This is a genomic window from Ensifer sp. ENS08, from assembly GCF_014852195.1.
GTDB classification, from domain to species: domain Bacteria; phylum Pseudomonadota; class Alphaproteobacteria; order Rhizobiales; family Rhizobiaceae; genus Ensifer; species Ensifer adhaerens.
In genome coordinates this window covers 54035-76704 of sequence record NZ_JACVBF010000010.1, presented here as the reverse complement: position 1 = coordinate 76704, position 22670 = coordinate 54035, and the positions used below count along the sequence as shown (strand labels likewise).

The following is a 22670-nucleotide window of genomic DNA, read 5'->3' as shown; positions in this document are numbered from 1 at the left end:
CGCCCGCAAAGTCGCGGCGGGCCGCAGGCTGGCTGCCCTTTGCAACGGGCTCAGAAGATGGAAACGGAAACAATGTCCGAAACGCTTGTAAGACCCTTGAAGGCGGGCCTGATCGGTGCAGGCATCCAGGCCTCGTTGACGCCCGCCATGCACATGGCCGAAGGTGCAGCTCAGGGACTCCGCTATGCTTATGAGCTTATCGATCTTTCCGAAATTGGTGCGACGGAAAATGATCTGCCGCGGCTGCTCGCCGACGCTGAGAGGCAGGGGTTTGCCGGCCTCAACATAACCCATCCGTGCAAGCAGGCGGTCATTGCCCATCTCGATGAACTCTCGCCAGACGCACACAGGCTCGGTGCCGTCAACACGGTCGTGCTCACAGGAGGGCGACGATATGGCCACAACACCGATTGGTGGGGCTTTGCGGAAGGCTTCAGGCGCGGATTGCCCGATGCAGATCTTTCCTCGGGCGTGCAACTGGGAGCAGGAGGTGCGGGCGTCGCAACAGCCTATGCCGCGCTTTCGTTTGGCCTGAAGCGTCTCATCGTTTTCGATCGCGAGCCGGAACGGGCGCGATTGCTTGCCGCGATGCTGACCGCCTTGTTTCCAGAAGCCGACATCACCGCCGGTACGGACCTTTCTGTTGCGATGCGATCGGCATCCGGGTTGATTCACGCCACGCCGACCGGCATGGCGAACTATCCCGGGATGCCGCTTGACGCCGAACTTCTCGATCCGCGGCACTGGGTCGCCGAGATCGTCTATTTCCCGCTCGAAACGCCGCTGCTTTCAGAAGCGAGGCGACGCGGATGCCGCACGCTCGACGGTGGAGGAATGGCGGTATTCCAGGCAGTTGGCGCTTTTCGCCTGTTTACAGGTCTTGAGCCCGACACAACGCGGATGCTTGCCCATTTCAAGGCAATGACCGGCTGATTCCCGAAAATTCCACCGAGGAGCAAGTGATGAAGACCTCGATAGCAACGGTTTCGCTCAGCGGCGACCTCAAGGACAAGCTGCGTGCCATCGCCAAGGCGGGCTTTGCCGGTGTCGAAATCTTCGAGAACGATTTCCTCGCCTTTGACGAGAGCCCGCGTCAGGTTGGCCGCATGGTGCGAGATTTCGGTTTGGAGATCAGTCTGTTTCAGCCGTTCCGGGATTTTGAGGGCATGCCGGAGCCGTTGAGAGCCCGAACGTTCGACCGTGCCGAGCGCAAGTTCGACTTGATGGAGGAGCTCGGCACCGACCTCGTCCTTGTCTGTTCCAATGTCTCGCCGGCTGCCGTTGGTGGCATTGACAGGGCGGCCGCGGACTTTAGCGAACTAGGCGAAAGGGCCGCAAAGCGGGGCTTGCGCGTCGGTTACGAAGCGCTCGCCTGGGGACGTCATATCAGCGATCATCGAGACGCCTGGGAAATCGTCCGGCGCGCCGATCACCCGAGTATCGGGCTGATTCTCGACAGCTTTCATACGCTGTCGCGCAAGATCGAGATCAACTCGATCCGCTCCATCCCGAAGGAGAAGATCTTCATAGTCCAGTTGGCCGACGCCCCGCTGATCGACATGGATCTGCTGTATTGGAGCCGGCACTTCCGCAATATGCCGGGCGAGGGCGATCTCCCAGTGACAGACTTTACCCGCGCGGTGGCGGCAACTGGATATGACGGCTATCTATCGCTCGAAATCTTCAACGACCAATTTCGTGGAGGCAACCCCAGTGCGATCGCTGTCGATGGATATCGCTCGCTGATTTATCTCGGGGATCAGGTCAAGCGCGCCGAACCGGATACTCGTTTGCCGGTCCCCATAATGCCCCCTCGCGTCGACGTGAGAGGTGTAGCGTTCGTGGAGTTCAGTGCCTCGGAAGAGGAAGCAGGCGAACTCGAAGCGTTGCTCGTTTCAGTCGGATTCACGAAAACAGCACAACATCGGACGAAACAAGTGGTGGTCTATCGCCAGGGCGCCATCAATTTGGTGGTCAACACCGAGCGCGAAGGCTTTGCCAGCGCTTGCTATCTCGTTCACGGCACGTCCGCCTATGCCTTCGGCCTCATGGTGGATGATGCTGCGGCGACGGTAGAAAGGGCACGGGTGCTTGGGGCAGAACCATTCGAGCAGCCGGTTGGTCCAGGCGAGCTCGTGGTTCCGGCGATCCACGGCGTGGGCGGAGGGCTCATCTATTTTCTGGACGACAAATCCGAGCTCTCCAAGATCTGGGAGGTCGAGTTTGAGCCAGTGCGCGACGGCGGCTCTGTCATCGCGGCCGGATTATGCTCCATCGATCACATCGCTCAGACCGTAAAATATGAGGAAATGCTAACCTGGCTGCTCTTCTACACATCGCTACTCGATGCTCATAAGACGCCGATGATCGACATCGTCGATCCAGCAGGCATCGTTCGCAGCCAGGTCGTGGAAAATGACGCCGGCACGTTGCGCCTGACACTGAACGGCGCGGAAAATCGCAACACGCTGGCCGGCCGGTTCATCGCCGAAACCTTCGGTTCCGGCGTCCAGCATCTGGCCTTTGCCACCGATGACATTTTTTCGACCGCGCAGGCGTTGCGCGCCAATGGTTTCAAGGCGCTACCGATTTCGCCGAACTACTACGATGACGTTGAAGCGCGCTTCGGTCTCGACGTTCAACTCGTCGAAAGGCTGAAGTCCGAAAACATCCTCTATGACCGCGACGAGGACGGCGAGTATTACCAGCTCTACAGCCCGACCTTTGGCGAAGGTTTCTTCTTCGAGATCGTCGAAAGACGGGGCTATCGCGGCTACGGAGCCGCCAACGCGATTTTTCGCATTGCAGCGCTACGAAAGTACCTGAGGCCAGAGGGGCTGCCAAAAGGCTGACAGCCTAGCGATGGTAATTCTTTCCGTTGCTAGGGAAAGTTCGCGCCCGGTTCCCGGCCGATGGCATGCCCTATGCTGAAATCCTTTGGCGCACGACCCTTCAACCGGTCAAGCCGCGTGCGAACGGACTCTGGCCGCGAGCAGTCGCCGCCTGGAATGCTCATCTTGGAGTGGTGAGATACTCGTAAGCTTTGAAACAACTGGTGGCGGGGTTCGATTCCGTTCAGGGAGTTGCACAGCGCGAAGGTTTCTCTGGCAAGGGCAGCCCGCATCGTTGCTGCAGCCGGATAAAAACCGGCAGCAAGGTCGCCGCCGGTTCCTCAACGCGAAGCTTAAAAGTTTCTTTGGAAGCGCACGACACCACCGAAGGCGTCCTCGTGTCCGCGAAACCCGCGAAAAGCGGTGTAGTCGAGTTCCGGCGTGATCTTGAAGCCCGGCACGACCTCGTATGCAACGTTGAGCGCCGCGTTCCAGGTACCGTCCTCTTCGAAGTCGATCTGCGTGTTTATCGTCGCCTTCTCGCTGATCTTGGCGGAGAAGCCGCCCCACATCGCCCATTCGCCGTACCAGCTTCCATAATAATTCGGCCGGCTCGGGTCGGATTGGTAGGCAGCCATGACGAACAGGGAGAACGCGTCGGTGACGTCGAGGTTGACGCGCGCCTTGAAGGCCCAGGCATCATAGCGCGTGTCATAGGCCGCCATGCCGAAAAGCGTCATCCGGTCCGCTTCGTATTTCACCCCGCCGAGGAGGTGGGGAATGCTGTCGGCCCGTAGGTCAAACCACTCGCGGCTTGCCACGCCGGACGCGTCGACCGCCTCCAGTTCCCAGGAGCCATTGCCTTCCTCTGCGCCCACCATGGCGGAAAAGCCGTTGCCGAAGTCGTGGGTATAGCTCGCCTGCATCGTGCGGTCGCCCGAGTAGTAAATGACGTCGTCGTAGATGACGTTGCCGGCACCCCAGGTCCAGTTGGCAAAGAGCGAATCGGCGATGCCGACCGAGAAGCCGGCAAGCTCGATAAGCGCTTCCGAAATGTAGATGCGCTCGCCAGATGCCTTGTGCTCGAAGCGCGTCTCCAGATAGGAGCGCAGCGTACCGAACTCGGTTTCATTGCGAGCGTCGAAGCGCAGTGTCGCCCGCGCCTTGCCGGGCAAGCCATCGAGCGAGCCGCCCCAGTAGACATCGTCGCCGGCCGCAACCTCGTGGCGCAGGTAGCCGCTGATCTTCAGGCAGGTTTCGGTGCCCGGAACATAGAAGAAACCGTTGCCATAGGCATCGCAGACGCGGACATATTCGACCGGTTCCGCGTCTGCAGCCGTTGCCGCTTGGGTGGCGGCCATCAGGCAGAGCGCCGCTGCGGCACCTTTCAGGAGGAGAAGTGCCGTAGCACTGGTTGGTTTGTACATATCGAGTTCGTTCCCTTGTCGGTTCTTGAAAATTGGCAAAGCTTCGCCGGCTCCGTCCGTGGCGTGCGGGACAAGCGGGTGCTGAGCGGGTCTGTATGGAATGAGAGAAAAAAGGGCCGGTATCGTTTGCGATACCGGCCAGTCGGGGGTTACCCGCGCGGCGGCCAGACTTCGCCGGCAAGGCCGGTTTTCGGTTCACCGAGAAGCGGCGTCTTCAGGGCGCGGATGCCGTCGATGCTGATCAGCCAGATGATGTTGCGGTCGTATTCGGTAAAGACCGCGAAGCTGGCGTTTTCATAGGTGTATTCGGGCATTTCCTCAGGCTTGGGGAAGCGCGGCACGTAGTAGCCGGCGATCTTCGGATCCTTCGGGTCCTTGACGTCGAAGATCTGCAGGCCGGCATTGTAGAAGGCATAGGGCAGGATGCCGTCGCGGCTGTGACCCGGCTGGTGGGTCGTGCCGGAACGCTTCGGACCGAAGCTGCCGCGCCGCTGGCAATAGTCGGTGAATTCGGCCTCTGCCGGGGGTGTCGGACGCGGGAAGGTGGCGACGACCTTCGGGTCCTTCGGATCCTTGGCGTCGATGACCAGCACGTCCTTGTAGGGCTCGTAGCAGTTGGAGTTCATCGGGTAGCCGTTGGCAAAGACATAGCCGGTGCGCTCGTACTGGCTGGTATCGGCATTGTCGAATTCGGTACCGGCAAAGCTTGGCGGGATGCTCAGATGACCCATCATTTCCGGCGTGCCGGGATTGGTGAGATCGAAGGTGTAGAAGCCGAGGCCGCCCATCGCGCCGAAGCCGATCTTGCCACCTTTTTCCACCGGCTTCGGCAGGAACAGCGGCATGCGCGAGCCCATCCAAGACGTGCGGTTGCCGGCGCGCGGGTTCATCAGGTAGGCGTCCTCGCTTGCCTTGTCGCCGACGACCTGTCCGGGAACGGTGACCTGGCTGACGAAAAGAGGATTGGCCGGGTCCGTCATGTCCCAAGCCTGGTAGCCCGGCGAATGCAGGTAGTCCGGATACTCGGTCAATGCGTAGCTGTCGTCGGGCGCCGACGAGAGGTACATGTACTTGCCGCCAAACCAGGCGGGTGCGTCGAGCGAACCGGAGCCCTGCTGCTTGCCGATGGGCGCGTCCGGGTTGTTGATGTCGGTCGTGCGGGTGGCGATCAGCGTCCAGTCACTCGGCAGCGGCCCGTTCATCTCGTAGACCTTGAAGCCCTTGAGCGAATTGTAGTGGCGTAGCGTCTCGACGATGTCGGGCTGGGTGCGCTTGTTGTCGAGAATGCCGAAGCGGCCGATCTCGTAGGAGGCTACGACGACGTTTTTCTGGAGCTTTTCACTCCAGGCAATCGTCATACCGCCGAAATAGTCCTGGACCGTCTTGGCGTCCCAGTCTTCGCTTGAACCGTCCTGTCCCCAGACGCCGCCCTTGGAATAGACGACCTTGGCCTTGGCCGGGTCGGTGATGTCGAGCACGCGCATGTAGTCGCGGTCATGCAGGTACATGTAGCGCTTGCCGTCAAAATCCGCGACGTCGGGCCAGGCATGCCAGGGCGACGTGATGTGCGGGTAGAAGGCGATTTCCTCGACGTTGCTCTTGTAGGTTTTGTCGTCCCAATGGGTGAGCTGGCCGGGGAAGTTCGGCGATGCGCCGAGTGCTGTGGCGCGCGGCGCGTTGAACTTGCCCGTCGCCGGATCCATGCCGTAGTCCTTGCCCGGCGTCAGCGCCGGCGGCTGCTTGTCGTAGGTCAGTTCCGACCAGCGCTTGAGGTGGGGATCCTGGATGTTGATCTCCGTCGGTACTTCCTTTTCCCAACCCGCGGCAAGCGCAGTGCCCGCGGCCAGACACAAAATTGAGCACGTGATGATCAGCCTTCTCGGCATGTTGGTCTCCTCCTGGAATATCGGTGAACGGACGCGTCCAAGGCTGGCAGCGGCGCAAGCAAACGACAGCTCGGCGGCGAACACACCCCTGTGTCGCGTTCCGAATTCTTCTTTCGTCGTGTCAGTTGATCGCGAAGGCCTCCTCATGCCCGCGCAAATCACGCCGCTTCCGTTTGCTTAGGCGCCATGAAACAGGGTCGCTTTCCCCATAACAATCGCCTTAATCAGCATTAATTCATGCGGATTTCTTATGAGTTCCCGGGCGTGTTGATGGTTTGCGGGATGCAGATGACGCAACTTCCCCTTCCTCGACGGCGTAGACTTCGAGCGGATAGCCGAAATGCTCGTCCATCAGGATCCGAGCGCGTTCGGCGTTGCGGTCGAGTACGGCCTCCATCAGCTCGGTGTGCGGACCGATGGATTGCGCCTTATGCAGCGCGGCCATGGCCTCCGCGTAGCCGGTCGTCTCTCCGTGCGCCGCGCGCAGAACAGGGGCGAAGGCGAGGAACCGGTAGTGGCGTTGGAGCTGGTCGGAGATGGTCGAGCGGAAGTGCATCAGCCAACTCGATTGCGCAGCGCTCAAGAGGGCGGCGTGAAATGCCTCGTGCCGTTCCATCCAGGTATCCACGGCAAGGTCGGAAGAATCCTCGACGATCGTCTTGCAGCGAGACAGACGGTAGTGCGCCGTGACGATCGCCGATTCCCATTCCGAGCCGCCGCGCTCCATGGCTTCCAGCAACAGAGGGATTTCGACGACTGCGCGGGCTTTTGTCAGATCCTCCAGCCCCTTGCGCGACACGGGTGCGACGGTGAAGCCGCGGTTGGAGATCGCCACCACCAGCCGCTCGGCCTCCAGCCGCGACAGCGCCTCTCGAAGAGGCGTCCGCCCGACATCATAGGTCTTGCTCAGAAGGTCGGGCCGCAACGGCGCCCCCGGTTGCAGGCGGGCCATGAGGATCTCGTTTCGCAAAATCCTGTAGGCGGCCTCTGTTTTTGTGCTGTTTTCCTGCTCGTCGACCAAAGGCACCTCCAAAATTCACCGCCCGAATGTTCGGTAATCATATATGCGAGAATAATATATGATAATCGCCAATTGCTATAATTGTATACTATATCGTTGACTTTGCCGCTGGGCTGCGCTTCCTCATCGCTCGTGCTGTCACTGCGACAGCTGGAGGAGGAACCCATGGCCAACACAAAATCGAAACTCATCACAGGCCTGATGGCGGCGGGCCTGGTGCTTGCCGGCATCGGTTCGGCGGCTGCCGATCCGATCCGCATCGGCATCGCCAATTTCGGCGAACACCCACCGCTCAACGCCGCCATCGCCGGCTTCAAGGCGGCGCTCGCCGAAAACGGCTTCGTCGAGGGCAAGGACGTCGTCTACACGGAGAGCCACACCAATTTCGACGCCTCGCTGGTGCCGCAGATGATCGCCAAGCTGCAGGCCGAACAGCCAAAGCTCGTCTACACCGTCACCACCCCGGTTTCGCAGATCGCCAAGAAGGCGCTCGCAGGCTCCGGCATCCCGGTGATCTTCACGGCCGTGACCGATCCGGTCGCCGCCAAGCTCGTCCCGTCCAAGGAAAGCGGCGACGACGGCATCACTGGGGCGACCGACAGCCAGGACATGGCGGCCGTGCTCGCGTTTACCAAGAAGCTTCTGCCGAACGCCAAGCGCCTCGGTCTGCCTTACAATCCGGGCGAAGCCAACGACGTTGCGCTGCTTGAAGCGGTGCGCAAAATTGCGCCTGAGCAGGGCTTTGAAGTCGTCGAAGTCGGCGTCGACAACCTCAACGACATCCAGCAGCGCATCACCTCGCTCTCCGGTAAGGTCGACGTCATCTATGGCCCGACCTCCAACATGATCCAGCCGGCGATCGCGGCGGTCGCGTCGGCCGCGCGCCAGGCGGGCATCCCGGTCGTCAATGCCGTCGATACTGCCGTACAGGAGGGTTTCGTGCCGGCAAGCTTTGCCGTCAACTACGAGCAGGTCGGCAAGAATGCCGGCAAGATTGCGGCTGAACTCTTGAAGGGCAAGGACCCGAAGTCCATTGCTCCTGTTTTCCCTGCCTATGAGGACCACCAGGCACTGATCTCGAAGAAGGCGATGGCCGCCTTCGGCGTCGAGATCCCGGATTCGCTCGCCGACTGCAACTGCATCGTCGAGTAATCCGACGCCAGCAACGGCGGCGGCCACGACGCCGCCGTCCATGAGCGCGCCCCGCGCGCCCTGTCCATTCGTATTTACATGAATTCCGGAAGCAAGGCTGCGGAGGCGGCCTCTACGGAATTGCTCAGAGGAGGAACGGATGCTCGAAATCCGATCTGCACGAAAGGTCTTCTACAAGGGGCAGCCCGACGAGAAGATCGCCCTCAACGATCTCAGCCTGACGCTTCCGACCGGCAACTTCGCCATCGTCATCGGATCGAACGGCGCCGGCAAGAGCAGCATGCTCAATGCCATTTCCGGCGCGCTCATGCTCGATTCAGGCAAGATCCTCATCAACGGCGACGATGTGACGGCACTGCCCGTGCACAAACGTGCGACACGGGTGGCCCGGGTCTTCCAGGATCCGATGAAAGGCACCGCCGCCTCGATGACGGTTGCGGAAAACATGCTGCTTGCCGAATTGCGCGGCAAGAAACTCGGCCTTGGCCGAGGCCTCAATGCCAGGCGGCTCGCGAGCTACCGCGAACGCCTCGCGGCGCTGAACCTTGGGCTGGAAAATCGGCTGGACACGCGCGTCGAACTGCTCTCCGGCGGCCAGCGCCAATCGCTTTCGCTGATCATGGCGACCTGCGACCAGCCGGATCTGCTGCTCCTCGACGAGCACACCGCAGCCCTCGATCCCCGCACGGCTGACATCGTCATGCAGGCGACGGTACGCGCGGTCGAAGCCTTCAATCTCACCACCCTGATGGTGACGCACAACATGCAGCACGCTGTCGATTTCGGCCATAGCGTGGTGATGCTCGATGCCGGCCAGATCCGGCTCGAGATCACCGGCGCGGAAAAGGCCGAGGTCACGATCCCGAAACTCATCGGTCACTTCGGCATGAAGACCGACCGGATGCTGCTCGCAAGCTGAGACGGACATGGAAACGGTTTCTACGATATTTTCGAACTTCATCACGCTCGTCCCGGTCACGCTGGCGCAGAGCCTCATCCTTTCCTTCATCGTTCTCGGCATCATGCTGCCGTTCCGCACACTGAATTTTCCGGACCTGACGAGCGAGGGCGCATTCCCGCTCGGCGGCTGCGTCTGCGCGCTGTCGCTCGCCGGTGGCGCACCCGGTTGGCTGGCGATCCTCGTTGCGATGGCCGCAGGCTTCCTGGCGGGTAGCTGCACGGCCTTCGTGCATCTGCGCTTCCGCATCCACACGCTGCTTGCCGGCATTCTGATGATGACGATGCTCTACTCGATCAATCTGCGGCTGATGGGCAAGTCCAACCTCTCGGTGTACGGCACGCCAACCATTTTCGATGGCGTACCCTTTGCCGAGCCGGGTTTCCCGGTCGCGAAGATCGTCGTTGCAGGACTGCTCGGCATTGCCGTCTATTGCCTTTTGAACCTCTATTTCCGGACCGAACGCGGAACGGCCATGCGCGCCGTCGGCTCCAACCCGGATATGGCGGAAGCGCAGGGGATCAGCATCTGGGCCTTCACCATCGGCGGGGTCGGTCTAGCCGGTGCCTTCTCGGCCACCAGCGGCGCGCTCATGGTGCAGTCGCAGGGGTTTGCGGACGTCAACATGGGCATCGGTACGCTGATCAACGGTCTTGCGGCGCTGATGATCGGCGAAGCCATTGTCGGCAAGCAGACGATCCGGCGCCAGCTTGCGGCACCCTTCGTCGGAGCCATCGTCTACTACCAGCTTGTCTCGCTCTGCCTTGCCGCCGGCATGCCGCCGACCGACCTGAAACTTGCCACCGGCCTCTTCGTGCTCGCCATGCTGGCGCTCCCAACCCTCAAGCGCGCCCGCGGCCCCATGCCGGCCCGCGAAACCGTCCGTGAATAGAAGGACTGCCCCATGAACATCGATATCCATGCTGTCGAGGCGCTCGACCGCGACGACCCGCTCGCGGCCTTCAAGAAGCGCTTTGATTTGCCCGAAGGCGTCACCTATCTCGACGGCAATTCGCTCGGCGCGGCGCTCTTTGCCTCCTATGCCGAAATCGAGAAGGCCGCGAAACTCGAATGGGGCCGCGACCTCATTCGCAGCTGGAACACGGCTGGCTGGTTCGCCCTGCCGCTGACGCTCGGCGACCGCGTCGGCCGCCTCATTGGCGCAGCACCCGGCCAGACGGCCGTGACCGACCACACCTCGGCCAATGTCTACAAGGCGCTGCACGCCGCACTCGGCCTCAATGCGGAGCGCAAGGTCATTGTCGCGGAAAGCGAGAGCTTCCCGACCGATCTTTACATGGCTGAGGGCGTGATTGCGACGCGGCCCGGTACCGTCCTGCGGCTTGAGGGCGTCGATGGCCCGCGGATCGAAGACGTGATCGACGAGAGCGTCGCCGTGGTGCTCGTCAATCACGTCAACTACAAGACCGGCGCTCTGCGCGATATGGCGGCGCTGACCAAGCGCGCGCACGATGTGGGTGCGCTCGTCGTCTGGGATCTCTGCCATTCGGCCGGTGCGCTGCCGGTGGAACTCGATCGCTGCAACGTCGATTTCGCCGTCGGTTGCACCTACAAGTATCTGAATGGTGGCCCCGGTGCGCCAGCCTTTATCTATGTCGCCAGGCGCCATCAGGAAAAGGCCAGCCAACCGCTCAGTGGCTGGTGGGGCCACGCCCGTCCATTCGCTTTCGAGCGCAATTACGACGGCGGCGCGGGCATCTTGCGCTTCCTCTCCGGCACGCAGCCAATCCTGTCGCTGCGCACGCTTTCGGCCGCGCTCGATCTTTGGGATGAAGTGGACATGACGGCCATCCGCCGGAAGAGCATCGCACTCACCGACCTCTTCATAAAGCTCGTCGAAGCGCGTTGCGGCGCGCATGGCCTGAAGCTGGTCGGTCCAAGCGACGGCACGGTGCGCGGCAGCCAGGTCTCCTTCGAGCACGAGGGGGCCTATGAAATCATGCAGGCTCTGATCGAGCGGGGCGTCATCGGTGACTTCCGCGCCCCGGCCACCATCCGTTTCGGTTTCACACCGCTCTATACGAGTTTTAAGGATGTGTGGAACGCCGTGGACGTGCTGCATGACGTGATGGAGACTGGCGCTTGGCGCGACGCCCGCTTTGCTGTCCGTAGCGCCGTGACCTGATCGCGATCGCTTGTGAAAAATGGAAAAGCGCTTTCTCTGTCCGGGAAGGCGCTTTTTTTCGTTTGTGCTGGCTCGAGACTTATCACATCTCGATATCAATTCATTCAACCTATGTGGATTGTTATATTAGACCGCTGATTGCATCCATTACCGGAACAGGAAGGCGCAGCCTCTGAAGGAATGGCGAAAAGGCAATCTCATGGCTCAGGATACGCATGCTCAGCTCTATATCGGCGGCAAATGGAGGGCGACCTCTGAGGCGCTCGCCGTCATCAACCCCGCCAATGAGGATGTCATCGGCAAGGTGGCGGTCGCCCGCGAGACGGATCTCGCCGATGCAACAGACGCTGCCTGGCAGGGCTTTCAGGTCTGGAGCCGGAAATCGCCGGCTGCCCGCGCGGCGATCATCCTGAAGGCGGCCCAGCTTATGCGCGAGCGCTCAGAGGAGATCGCGCGTTCGATCACGCTCGAAAACGGCAAGCCGCTTTCCGAGGCGCGGTCCGAGGTCATTCGCGGTTGCGAATTCTTCGAATGGGACGCCGGCGAATGCGTGCGTCTCTACGGCCGGGTTATCCCGAGCGCGCCGGGCATCCGCTACATCGTGCTGCAGGAACCGATCGGCCCGGTCGCGGCGTTCTCGCCCTGGAACTTCCCGATGAGCCAGCCCGCCCGCAAGATCGGCGGCGCACTTGCGGCCGGCTGCTCCATCATCATGAAGGCGTCCGAGGAGACGCCAACGGGCGTCGTGCACATAGCGCGGGCGTTCCACGATGCAGGCCTTCCTGCCGGTGTGCTCAACCTCGTCTTCGGCCACCCCGCCGAAATCTCAGGCTATCTCATCCCTCAGGACCGGATCCGCATGGTCGCCTTCACCGGCTCGACCGTCATCGGAAAGCACCTGACGACGCTCGCTTCGCAAGTGATGAAACCGGCGCTGATGGAACTTGGCGGCCACGCGCCCGTCATCGTCTGCGAGGATGCCGATCCGGTTGCGGCCGGCATTGCCTGCGCCACCCGCAAGTATCGCAATTCCGGCCAGGTCTGCACCTCGCCGACGCGCTTCTTCGTGCACGAAACGCTCTACAGGCGCTTCACCGACGCCTTCGTGGAGAAGGCGCGTTCGATCAAGGTCGGTGACGGCCTCGACGCAGGGACGCAGATGGGCCCGGTGGCCAACGATCGCCGCATCGCTGCCCTCCAGGAGCTTGTCGACGATGCACGCGCAAAGGGCGCCCGCATCCTGTGCGGCGGCGGACGTCTGGACGGCAAGGGCTACTTCTTCGCGCCGACCGCGATTGCCGATCTGCCGGATGATGCCCGCGCGCTCAGCGAAGAGCCCTTCGGCCCGCTCGCGCTGATCAATCCGGTTGCCTCGATCGACGAAGCGCTTACGAAAGCGAATGCGCTTCCGTTTGGTCTTGCCGCCTATGGCTTCACCAACTCGGCCGCCAACATCGACCGCCTGATGCAGGGCATCGAGGCCGGCAATCTTTCGATCAACACGCTCGAGGCCTCCGTCGCCGAAACGCCGTTCGGTGGCGTCAAGGAAAGCGGCCTTGGCCGCGAGGGTGGCGCGGAGGGCCTGCATCACTACACCGTCGTCAAGAACGTCTCGCTGCGCACCGCCTGACGGCATCGCGCGCCGCAATGAATGGATGATCAGGCCGAAACCGCTGTCTGGGTGGTTTCGGCCTTCTTGCGTTCCATCAGCCGACAACCGGGACCATGTCGCGCAGCACCTTGCGCAGCAGTGTGCGCACCGCGAGCGTCGCGGGGGAGGGCGTGCGTTCGCGCGCCGTGATGACAGAGACATCGCGGGCAATCGACGGCTCGACCAACGGGCGGGCTGAGATCTTCCGACCGTTGAGGCCGGTAAAGGCATAGGTCGGCAGGATGGCAACCCCCGCCTCCCGCTCGACGAGCGAAAGGGCCGTGTTGATCTGGTGCACTTCGAGAGAAGGGCGCAGTGGCACGCCGGCGCTTTCGAAGCCGACCTCGGTCAGAAGACGGATATTGCTTTCGCGCGTCAGCGTGATGATCGGTTGGTCGGAAAGCGCGGACCAGGCCACTTCGGCCTTCGTGCAGATGGCGTGGCCCTCGGGCGCAAAAACCATCAGCTGGTCGCGCAGCACGCGTTGGATCTCAAGGCCGTCCTCGTCGCTGGCAAAGGTGCCGACGCCGAGGTCGCAGAGGCCACTGCGCACCCGGGGCGCGATCATGTCCGTCACGACGTCCTCGATCCTGAGTTTGAGGTTCGGATGGCTTTGAGCGACTTCCTGCAGCAGGCGCGGCAGCACGGTTGCGCCAAGGAAGGGCGGGGCGGCGATGCGCACCAGGCCCGTTCTCAGTTGCCCGAGATCGTGCACCGCATCGACGGCGCGCTCGATTTCCGCAAGGCCGGGCAGCGCGGCCGCCGCAAAGACCCGACCGGCCTCGGTCAGTTCGACGCGTCGGGTCGTGCGGTCGAAGAGCCGCGCGCCGAGCAGCGCCTCGAGGTCGCGGATCGCATGCGAGATGCCGGCCTGGCTGGTGCGCAAGCGTTCGGCGGCGCGGGAGAAGTTGCCGAGTTCGACCACGGCCTGAAAACACTTGATCTGACGGAGATTGAGCATCGCGGGATCCATACTGATTTCGGCATGAATATATACAGACTATGTGTCTTAATGAATAAAAAAATCCTGCGCTAAATGCGCCGAGAGAGACCGGAGCGGTTGCTTCACGCGCCACCGGACGGACATGCGACAGGGAGCGTCATGAAATACCAGCGTAAAGATGCAAAGGCCCATTCCCGTGCCACGATGCGCGGCATCTGGGCGGCGGCGAACACGCCGTTTACGGCCGATGGCGCCATCGACGAAGAGGGCTACCGCCGCAATGTCGAGCATTGGATTTCCGATCTCGGTATCGACGGCCTCTTCATTGCCGGCAAGCAGGGTGAGTTCTTCTCCATGTCGGTCGACGAGCGCAAGCGGATGTTCGATCTATCGGTGGAAGCGGCCGGAGGACGGGCGCAGACGATCATGTCCTGCTCCGACCAGAACATGGATGTGGTGATCGATCTTGCCCGTCATGCGCAGGCCTGCGGCGCCGACTACATCGTCGTGCATGCGCCGATCCTGCATTTCTTCAAGCAGCAGGACGAAACGCTGCTGCGCTACTATGAGGCCATCGCCTCAAAGGTGGATATCGGCATGGCGCTGTGGTCGCATCCCGACAGCGGCTATCTGATGAGCCCGGAACTGTGCAACCGGCTTGCCGACATCGAGACGGTGGTAGCGATCAAGTATTCGGTGCCGCGCGCCATGTACAAGGCGCTGACGGCGCTCGCCGGCGACCGCATCCTCGTCTCGACCGCTTCGGAAGAGGAATGGCTGGATAACGTCTTGGAACTCGGTTGGCAGCTTTATCTCTGCTCGTCGCCACCCTACACGCTCCAGACCAAGGCCGACCGGCGCATGGCCGAGTACACAGCACTCGCCTTTGCCGGAAAGGCCGAGGAGAGCCGCGCCGTCAGCGCGAGCCTGCAAGGGGTGCGTGACGCCTTCCGCAAGTCCAAGCCCGCGGAAAAGCCCCATGCGCACCAGAAGTACTGGCAGGAACTGCTTGGCCAAGTGGGGGGAGCCGTCCGCCAGCCACTGCTGGAGCTGACGGATGCGGAAAAGAGACTGACCAGAGCCGCCTTCGAGGAATGCGGCCTGAAACTGCGCTGAACGGGACAGGGAGGAATATCGATGACGAAGCTCAAGGCGTTCAATCTGCAAAAGTGGATCGACGAGCACAAGCACCTGCTGAAGCCGCCGGTCGGCAACCAACAGATCTGGAAAGACGCCGACCTCATGGTGACGATAGTCGGTGGCCCCAACAAGCGCACCGACTATCACGACGATCCCGTCGAGGAGTTCTTCTACCAGCTAAAGGGCGACATGGTGCTGAAGCTCTATGACGGCAAGGAATTCTACGACGTGCCGATCCGGGAGGGCGACATCTTCCTGCTGCCGCCGCATGTGCGCCACTCGCCGCAGCGGCCGATGGAGGGATCGATCGGCCTTGTGATCGAGCCCACGCGGCCTGAGGGCCTGCTCGACGCTGTCGAATGGTACTGCTTCGAATGCACGGAGCTTGTGCACCGCGCGGAGGTAGACCTCGAATCCATCGTCGACGATCTGCCGCCGATCTATCAGGCCTTCTACGCGGACGAAAAGCTGCGCACGTGCCCGAAATGCGGAACCGTGCACCCCGGCAAGACCCCGCCCGAGGGCTGGGTGACGCTCTGAACCCGGCAGCCAACCAGCAAAGGATCGTCATGTCGAAAGTCGAAGCCATCTGCCTCGTGGGCTGGGGCGCCATCGGACAGCGGGTGGCAGCACTTCTTAAGGCGCGGGCCGCGAACGCCCGGATTGTCGGGATCGCCGTGCGCGATCCCAGGGAAATCGAAGCGACCATGCCGGAAGGGGCGGTTCATGTTGCCGGTCCAGAAGCGCTGACGGCGACCGGCGCGACGTTGGTCGTCGAGGCGGCGAGCCGCGAAAGCGTCCAGCCCTTCGCCCGGGCGGCATTGGCGGCGGGCATGGATTTCGCGGTGTCCTCGACCTCGGCCCTGGTGGATGCCACCGTGCTCGACGAACTCGTGGAACTTGCGCGGCGGAACGGTTGCAAGCTTATCATACCGCCGGGCGCGCTCGGCGGCATCGATGCGCTCTCGGCGGCCTCACGGTTGGGTCTGGACAGCGTGGAGCACATCATCACCAAGCCCGCGAGGGCCTGGTTTGGGACGCCCGCCGAAGAGTGCTGTCGCCTAGGCGAACTTCAGGAAGCGGAAGCTTTCTTTGCAGGATCGGCCGCTGAGGCGGCGACGGCCTTTCCGCAAAATGCCAATGTGGCGGCGACCATCTCCCTTGCCGGCATCGGTATGGAACATACGCGTGTGCAGCTCGTCGCCGATCCCAAAGCAGTGGAAAACACGCACAGCATTATCGCCCGCGGCGCCTTCGGCACACTCGAAATCCGCCTTCAGAACCGCCCGCTCGCAACCAATCCGAAATCCTCGGAGATGACGGCACTGAACCTCGTTCGCCTGATCGAGAACAGGACAAGCGCGCTTGTCCTTTAGTCGGTAGCTGCCGCTCGACTGCTCGGCCATTGCCGTTCCGGGCAGATCTTTGTGCTGCCGGCAACCGCATGCGCCGCTTTATCCGTTGGCTCTATCGAAACCACCTTTGGCATCGTCGGTGAAACACGCGTGCGGTGGTGCTTGAACGCCCAGACGTTGCGGGGGCAGTCGCTCCGACGCGGGTTTTCACGCTCTTCCTAGCAAGCCGTCGGCCGATCCAGGAGAGGTAGGAGGTGGTTTTTCCTGCTGTCAACGGGGGATAAGCGGGACAGAATCGCATTGCGCGAAAGCTACGCGATACAGTGATGCGCGCCAATGTGCCTGCTGCCGAACGAAGGCTGGATCAACTTCTTGCCCGCCAGGCTCGTCTCGAAGGAGAGCGAGATGGTCACCGCGAAGTTCGAACCCCGGCAAAACGTCTAGAACGCGGGTTGATGCCGCAGAGGAAGTAACGATGGCCGGCGAGCGACGTAAGCCTGCGAGTGGCTCGATGCCTGTCTTTGTGAAGCTCGTTTCGGGAACAAGAGCGAAGCGCGGCCGTTCTACGGTCAGACCTGCCTCATCGAGCCCGCACTTGGAGCAACGGCCGAAGGGAAGAGATCTGACAGTGGCGTCAGCGCAATCGCGCCCCTACCCGAAGGGACGCAGCGCGCTGCAGCACACTGCCACACCCACAGTGAAAATACGCCCGTTTCTCGCACGACCTTCGGGCAAGGTCCGCTTGCGAGACGAATGCGTTGCGATAGAGTTGCTCTGCGATTCGTCGCCTGGAGGAAAGATGCGTCAGCAGACAAAGCCGTTTATCGTTGAGATCAAGCAGTCCCGAAAGCTTAAACCCAACGGCGAAAAACTATCGATCTGGGGGAAACTGGATTTGAGCGTTGCCGAAGAGCACGTGGCATCCGAGAACCCAGTAGAGGCACCGGCCGCCATCGAAAGCGGCGACCGGCTCTAGCGCGCGATCGGCGCAAACCCTCAAAGAGCCATCTCAAACATCCGTCGTGTCCGGTTGCAGTTCATGAAGAGAGGCGGTCGCGCGCTCTTCTGGAGCGGCCCATGGATGATTGCCCGCTTGTCGTCGTCCAGCGCCTTGCGCCAGAATTGAAGACAGGAAGTGTGAGCGGGCCGCGGTTCGCGTTCAGGCGCTATAGCAAGGTCGTCGCCTTCCGCCGAGCCGATAACAGGCGCGTTTTTGCGGCGCTTAATGGTATCGAAAGCTTCTGGCTGTATCGAAGCCCTATGCTTGGGGGTGGGTTTCGAAGTCGTGCTTTGGCGGTATTTCTGCTTCTGTTGATGCTGACGCACCTGGGCGTTGGATCGACCCACGCTGGTGATTCCAGCAACATTCGCAATTCCTGCTGGGCATCCGGCCGCATCTCAGAGAACGTGATCACCATAGCTTTGGCAGCCGAGCGGTGGTCCTGTGATGACCGGAAATTCTCGATTGATTCCGAGCGAGTGCTGCTTCGCTTCGATCTCAGGCCGGGCGATAGCCCTCCTCGATACTTTCTCTCCAGGCGGAGCGCACTTGAGGCGGTGCATCTCCTTGCAATCGACCAGGACGGCGCGGTGCGGCAAGCCTCCGTTTCTGCAGCAGCGTTGCCCAGCTCAATGGCCGGTGGGTATTTCAAGGCTCCCCTGCCTGTAGTGACAGATGCGACGCGGCAAGTCGTCGTCGCAATCGATTTGCCTAGCCATCGGATGACACTGGAGCGAGCATATCTGGCACCAGTGGATGTCGCAGTCGATAGCATCGACGATATGCAACTCCTGACGTTCGTCGCAGGCCTAGCTGGCATGCTCGCCATGCTTCTGATCTTCAATGCGGCGTTCTATCGGATCCTGCGCGAACCTTTTGTTCTCTGGCACTCGGCTTTGACGCTGTCGTTGCTGATGACCATTATGACCTCATCAAGTTTGTCAGTCGTATTTTTCGACCCGCCGGCCATGACTTTGAGCTGGATGACCACCTTGCTCTTCGGGATGACGGTCGCATCAGGAGCGATGTTTACGTACAGCTTCATCGAACCTGGACTGATGCATCCTGCACTACGGCGTCTGCTACCCTATTGTGCGGCATCGGCATTGTTCCTGAGTGCGTTTCACGCGGCATTCCCGTTCGTTGCGCGGCCAATACAATCGACCGCGTACACGGCTGCGTTTGCACCGATCCTCATCATTTTCATACTGTCGATGATCGACGCATTGCGCCGCGGGAGTCGTGCGGCAAAATTTCAGGCAGTCGGATACACGCCAATGATCGCGGTCGGATTGATCCGTCTGGTGACGGGCGTCGTACCCTGGTTCGAAAGTATCGACGCCACGCTCGCGTTTTATGCTGGCTGTCTATTCGAAGCCCTCTTCACCACGCTCGGCGTAGCTGATCGCTTCGTGACCATGAAGCGGGAGCGAGATCGCGCACGCATCGAAGCCGATCTGCTTGAACGGCTTTCCGAAACGGACCCATTGACGGGATTGCTCAATCGTCGAGCTATTGAGGGACAGTTCGCGCAGCTTCGAGCTGATGGCTTTGCAACATTGGCGGTCATTGACCTTGATCATTTCAAGTCAATCAATGACGTAAACGGACATGCCGTTGGAGATGCCGTGCTCAAAGCTGTAGCCAATGCTTTCCAGACAGGGCCGGACGTGCGGGCATACCGTCTTGGCGGTGAAGAATTTGTACTTCTCTTGCGCGGCAATGATGCCGCCACCCTGGCCGAACGCCGGCGACAGGCAATTCCGGGAATTGTCGCCAGTACCGTTCCGGGTCTCGAGCGACCTGTAACCGCCAGCATGGGAGTGGCGGATACCTTCGGCGATGAAGGTTTTGAGAAACTCTATGAACGGGCCGACAAGCTCCTCTACGAAGCAAAGAGTGCGGGCCGAAATCGAACTCGGAGCACCATCAAGGCAGAGACGGATCTGGAAATCTTTGTGAAAGAACAGGCCTTCGCCAACTAGAGCACTCACAGTGCTGAATGAACGGGGGCCGAGGTTGGTTGCGGGCTTGGCCATGTCTCCTTCTTTCGGGCCGAAGTGGTTCCGGCCCAGTGCCGAACCGGCGGAAGACGGCCGCTTCAATGTTCGGGCTCGGCCGGACAGGCGGAGACGATCTGCGGGCATACGAGGCAGTGCCCTGCGAAAGGCAAGCGGGTCCGCTCCGCGCGGCGACGGATGCCGGCCGCCACGCGGCGCAAATGCGGCCTTATAGCGGACGACCGACGTTTTAGATCGCAGCAAAACCGAAGGACGAGCCGTGACATTTGCGTCAGCACCGCAGAGAAGGTAGGGGTGCACCCCTATTGCAGCGATCGCGGCCGCGACCACTGCAAGATCCGAAAAACCATGCAAGGCAGACCATGAGCGACCAGAACGACGACTACGTGTACGACGATGTAACGGGTGAGTGGCGGCCAGCCTCCGAACTTGCTGCCGAGAAAGCAAGAGCCGCCGAGGTTCGCGATGCGTCAGGGACCGTCCTTGCAGATGGCGACTCAGTCGTTTTGATCAAGGATCTCAAGGTAAAGGGTGCCGGGCAAACGCTGAAGCAGGGAACGGTGATCAAGTCGATCCGGCTAACTGATAATCCTGAAGAAATCGATTGCCGCCATGAGGCGATCAAAGGTCTTGTTCTACGCACTGAGTTTGTTCGCAAACGCTAGACGTTCGAAGCGTAACAGGTGATCGGCAGTCCTGAAGCGGCGCCGACGTCTTCGGAAGCGCTCAGCTTGAGGGCCGAGGAGTTGTCGCCGCTTAGCCCAGCGGTTTGGTCGGCGTTCTCGGCCGTTGTAATGCCGACTCGCACTTCCAACGCATAGCGACAACGGAGCGCGACTAAGCGGATTGCGGCCCATGAGCTCGCAGTCGCGCTGGATGGCAGCCTGGTCCCAGGCTGCGGCCATCCGCTAGCTGCTTCTCTTGCCGCGCAACGGGAGGGCCGCCCTTTCGCCTACGGGAATACGAGGGCTGCACCATCCCGGCTCGACCCTTCCGGCTCGACCCATGGCGAGTGCGTCTAGCTATGGACCGCCGCGACCAGGCGGCGGCAGGCCTCCACGAGGTTCGGTTGCTGAAGCAGGGCGCCGCCGATCAGATACATGACGTCGTTGCCGTAGGCCTCACGCATCTCGGGAACGCGCTCGAAGGTCATGCCGCCACCGGGTGCAGCGACGATCGCCTTCGGCCCCCTCATGTCGGCCGCGCAGGCCCGAGCAATCGACAGGCATTCCTCTCGCGTGAAACCGAAGCGGCCTCCGAAGTTCGGGTAGATCACCGCATCCGCGCCCATCAGGCGATGCAGCGTGCCGAAGAACGAACGGTGCGAGAAGCCGCAATCGGCAGAAACCACATTTGCGCCGGAGAAGGCCGGGTGCGAAACGATCGGCAAGCTGAAGTCGGGATCGGCCGCAAGTGTGCGGACGACATCATAGCCGGTCAATGCCGGGGCCAGCATCACGGCGCCCGCACCGGCGGCCTGCGCTTCCTTCGCCCGGTCAAGCACGGCCGAAGCCGGCCCGGTGACATTCGGCACGAAGCTTGTCCTGCCGCCGGTTTTGGCATTGGCCTCGCCGACGGCCTCGATGCAGGCCTTCAGGCGTTCATTAAAAGGCGACGTCACCTGATCGACGAGACCATGGTCGTCCTTGACGAAGTGCATGCCGCCAAGCGCGAAATCATGGGCGCGGCTCGCAAGTTCGGATGTCGAAAGCCCGACGGGCTTGATCGCCGACATCAAAAGAGGGCTTTCGCCCACGCCGGCGCGGGCGCGAAGCCCGGCAATGCCGTGGCGGGGTCCTGTGCAAAGCCCAAGGATACCCGGCGAAAGACCGATATCCTCGACCTTCAGGCCGGGCTTGATGGAGCTGTTGCCGAAGATGACGTTCAAGAGCTGCAGAAAGTCGCCGCCGACATCGTCGTCGGAATAGGAGATCGAGGCGAGAAAACCCGGCCGGCCGACCGGATCCGGCTTCAGGTCTTCCAGCTTGCCGAGGATTTCATCCTCGACGTAGCCCTTGGGAACGGCGCTGCGCGGAATTTCGACGGTCTGCTCCAGAGCGATATCGAGTGCGCGCGCCTTAGCCTCGTCGGCGTCAGCGGCCTGCACGTAGTAGGTGACGGTGAAACGCGGAGCCACTAGAGCGCCTCCGCCTTCTGAGCCGAATGCACGTGGTCGATGCGGACCTCCGTCAATTCGTCCTCGCCGATCTCCAGCGGCTTGCCGACCAACTCGCTGATGGCGCCAACGAGCGCGCCGGCGTCGAGGCCATACTTTTTCATGAGGTAGGGCTTGGACGCACCATGGGCGAAGGTGTCATTGAGGCCCAGCCGCTTCAGGCGGATGCCAAGACCTTCTTCGGCCAGAATTTCCGCAACGAGCGAGCCGAGGCCACCGACGATGGTGTGGTTTTCCAGCGTGACGATCCCCCTCTTGCCCCGCGCGGCCTTCAAAAGGCCTTCGCGATCGAAGGGTTTCAGGGTCGAGGCGTGCAGATGGGTGATGCCGATGCCGCGTGCCTGAAGCGGTTGGGTGGCGCGCAGTGCTTCCTCGGTGCAGACGCCTGAGGAAACGACGAGAATGTCGTCGCCCTCGGACAGAACCCGCAGCTTGTTGAACGCGAAAGGCGTGGAGAAGAGACGCGGGACCTCGCCGCGAAGCACGCGCACATAGACGGGGCCATCGATGCTGTCGGCCACTTCGAGTACGGTCTCCACCTCGGTCGCGTCACCGGTCTCGAGGATCGTCATGTTCGGTACAGCGCGCAGAACGGCAATGTCCTCGATCGCCTGGTGGGTGATGCCGCCGGGCGTGGTGATACCGGGCAGGAAGCCCATCAGTCGCACCTTGCGATTGGAATAGGCGATGGAGTTGATCAACTGATCATAGGGGCGGCGATAGAGGAAGACCGAGAAGGTGTGAATGAACGGCCGGTAGCCTTCCATCGCCAGCCCGCCGGCAAAGGACAACATATTCTGCTCGGCCATGCCGAGCGAGAGGAACTGCTGCGGATGCCGGTCGCGGAAGCCGTCGACCTCACAGGACGAGGTCAGGTCGGCGGAAAGGCAGAGGACTTCGGGTCGCGCGGTCGCGAAGGTCTCGAATGCCTTGGCGTAGGGACGATTGACGATCTCGACCATG

19 protein-coding genes are annotated in these 22670 nt (G+C 61.6%); 13 read left to right on the top strand and 6 right to left on the bottom strand.

Annotated elements, in window-relative coordinates; all coding sequences use genetic code 11:
- The first annotated feature begins 72 nt into the window (after positions 1–72).
- Complete coding sequence (locus IB272_RS20980) at positions 73–933, top strand: shikimate dehydrogenase (protein WP_168711262.1); 861 nt, start codon at positions 73–75, stop codon at positions 931–933.
- A gap of 29 nt (positions 934–962) precedes the next feature.
- Positions 963–2852 carry a sugar phosphate isomerase/epimerase and 4-hydroxyphenylpyruvate domain-containing protein gene (locus tag IB272_RS20975; RefSeq protein WP_192444934.1) on the top strand — a complete coding sequence of 630 codons (1890 nt, stop codon included), beginning with the start codon at positions 963–965 and terminating at the stop codon, positions 2850–2852.
- A gap of 332 nt (positions 2853–3184) precedes the next feature.
- Here the strand turns inward: IB272_RS20975 and IB272_RS20970 are convergent, their stop codons facing one another.
- The 3 genes from IB272_RS20970 to IB272_RS20960 all read right to left on the bottom strand — a co-directional run bounded on the left by IB272_RS20970 (position 3185) and on the right by IB272_RS20960 (position 7165).
- The gene (locus IB272_RS20970; RefSeq protein WP_112772006.1) at positions 3185–4258 is read right to left on the bottom strand and encodes a porin; all 1074 of its coding nucleotides are present in this window, start codon (positions 4256–4258) and stop codon (positions 3185–3187) included.
- 149 nt (positions 4259–4407) lie between these two features.
- On the bottom strand, positions 4408–6144 hold the full coding sequence (locus IB272_RS20965) for a hypothetical protein (protein ID WP_089045147.1): 1737 nt from the start codon (positions 6142–6144) through the stop codon (positions 4408–4410).
- Between the two features lie 235 nt (positions 6145–6379).
- Entirely contained in the window at positions 6380–7165 is a 786-nt protein-coding gene (locus IB272_RS20960; protein WP_192444932.1) for a GntR family transcriptional regulator, read from the bottom strand.
- A gap of 165 nt (positions 7166–7330) precedes the next feature.
- On the opposite strand from IB272_RS20960, the gene IB272_RS20955 reads away from it, so the two are divergent.
- The 5 genes from IB272_RS20955 (at position 7331) to IB272_RS20935 (ending at position 13051) form a co-directional block, all read left to right on the top strand.
- The gene (locus IB272_RS20955) at positions 7331–8317 is read left to right on the top strand and encodes an ABC transporter substrate-binding protein (RefSeq protein ID WP_192444930.1); all 987 of its coding nucleotides are present in this window, start codon (positions 7331–7333) and stop codon (positions 8315–8317) included.
- Between the two features lie 139 nt (positions 8318–8456).
- Positions 8457–9236, top strand: coding sequence for an ABC transporter ATP-binding protein (locus tag IB272_RS20950; RefSeq protein WP_034796481.1), 780 nt, complete (start codon positions 8457–8459; stop codon positions 9234–9236).
- Positions 9237–9243: 7 nt separating this feature from the next.
- Positions 9244–10167 (top strand): ABC transporter permease, encoded by a 924-nt coding sequence (locus IB272_RS20945; RefSeq protein WP_060517968.1) that lies wholly within the window; start codon positions 9244–9246, stop codon positions 10165–10167.
- A 12-nt stretch (positions 10168–10179) separates the two neighbouring features.
- Positions 10180–11421, top strand: coding sequence for a kynureninase (gene kynU / locus IB272_RS20940; RefSeq protein WP_192444928.1), 1242 nt, complete (start codon positions 10180–10182; stop codon positions 11419–11421).
- Between the two features lie 199 nt (positions 11422–11620).
- Positions 11621–13051 carry an NAD-dependent succinate-semialdehyde dehydrogenase gene (locus IB272_RS20935; protein ID WP_192444926.1) on the top strand — a complete coding sequence of 477 codons (1431 nt, stop codon included), beginning with the start codon at positions 11621–11623 and terminating at the stop codon, positions 13049–13051.
- Between the two features lie 76 nt (positions 13052–13127).
- On the opposite strand, the gene IB272_RS20930 is transcribed toward IB272_RS20935, so the two are convergent.
- On the bottom strand, positions 13128–14033 hold the full coding sequence (locus IB272_RS20930) for a LysR family transcriptional regulator (RefSeq protein WP_060580828.1): 906 nt from the start codon (positions 14031–14033) through the stop codon (positions 13128–13130).
- Between the two features lie 141 nt (positions 14034–14174).
- Here IB272_RS20930 and IB272_RS20925 point away from each other — a divergent pair, with 141 nt between their 5' ends.
- The 6 genes from IB272_RS20925 to IB272_RS20900 all read left to right on the top strand — a co-directional run bounded on the left by IB272_RS20925 (position 14175) and on the right by IB272_RS20900 (position 20196).
- Positions 14175–15131, top strand: a complete 957-nt coding sequence (locus IB272_RS20925) for a dihydrodipicolinate synthase family protein (RefSeq protein ID WP_034796473.1) — start codon at positions 14175–14177, stop codon at positions 15129–15131.
- 21 nt (positions 15132–15152) lie between these two features.
- Positions 15153–15695: a 3-hydroxyanthranilate 3,4-dioxygenase gene (locus IB272_RS20920; protein ID WP_060530138.1), complete on the top strand. Its 543-nt coding sequence runs from the start codon at positions 15153–15155 to the stop codon at positions 15693–15695.
- A 29-nt stretch (positions 15696–15724) separates the two neighbouring features.
- Positions 15725–16531: an aspartate dehydrogenase gene (locus tag IB272_RS20915; protein WP_060517961.1), complete on the top strand. Its 807-nt coding sequence runs from the start codon at positions 15725–15727 to the stop codon at positions 16529–16531.
- A 778-nt stretch (positions 16532–17309) separates the two neighbouring features.
- On the top strand, positions 17310–17486 hold the full coding sequence (locus IB272_RS20910) for a hypothetical protein (RefSeq protein ID WP_167550733.1): 177 nt from the start codon (positions 17310–17312) through the stop codon (positions 17484–17486).
- 101 nt (positions 17487–17587) lie between these two features.
- Positions 17588–19495 carry a diguanylate cyclase gene (locus IB272_RS20905; RefSeq protein WP_246810395.1) on the top strand — a complete coding sequence of 636 codons (1908 nt, stop codon included), beginning with the start codon at positions 17588–17590 and terminating at the stop codon, positions 19493–19495.
- Positions 19496–19893: 398 nt separating this feature from the next.
- Positions 19894–20196, top strand: a complete 303-nt coding sequence (locus IB272_RS20900; RefSeq protein ID WP_034796466.1) for an alkylphosphonate utilization protein — start codon at positions 19894–19896, stop codon at positions 20194–20196.
- Positions 20197–20549: 353 nt separating this feature from the next.
- On the opposite strand, the gene IB272_RS34985 is transcribed toward IB272_RS20900, so the two are convergent.
- Together IB272_RS34985 and IB272_RS20890 are read right to left on the bottom strand one after the other, a co-directional pair.
- The gene (locus tag IB272_RS34985) at positions 20550–21668 is read right to left on the bottom strand and encodes a RuBisCO large subunit C-terminal-like domain-containing protein (RefSeq protein ID WP_090298608.1); all 1119 of its coding nucleotides are present in this window, start codon (positions 21666–21668) and stop codon (positions 20550–20552) included.
- Entirely contained in the window at positions 21668–22669 is a 1002-nt protein-coding gene (locus IB272_RS20890; protein WP_034796462.1) for a transketolase C-terminal domain-containing protein, read from the bottom strand. The genes IB272_RS34985 and IB272_RS20890 overlap by 1 nt, the downstream gene beginning before the upstream one ends.
- Position 22670 lies beyond the last annotated feature (1 nt).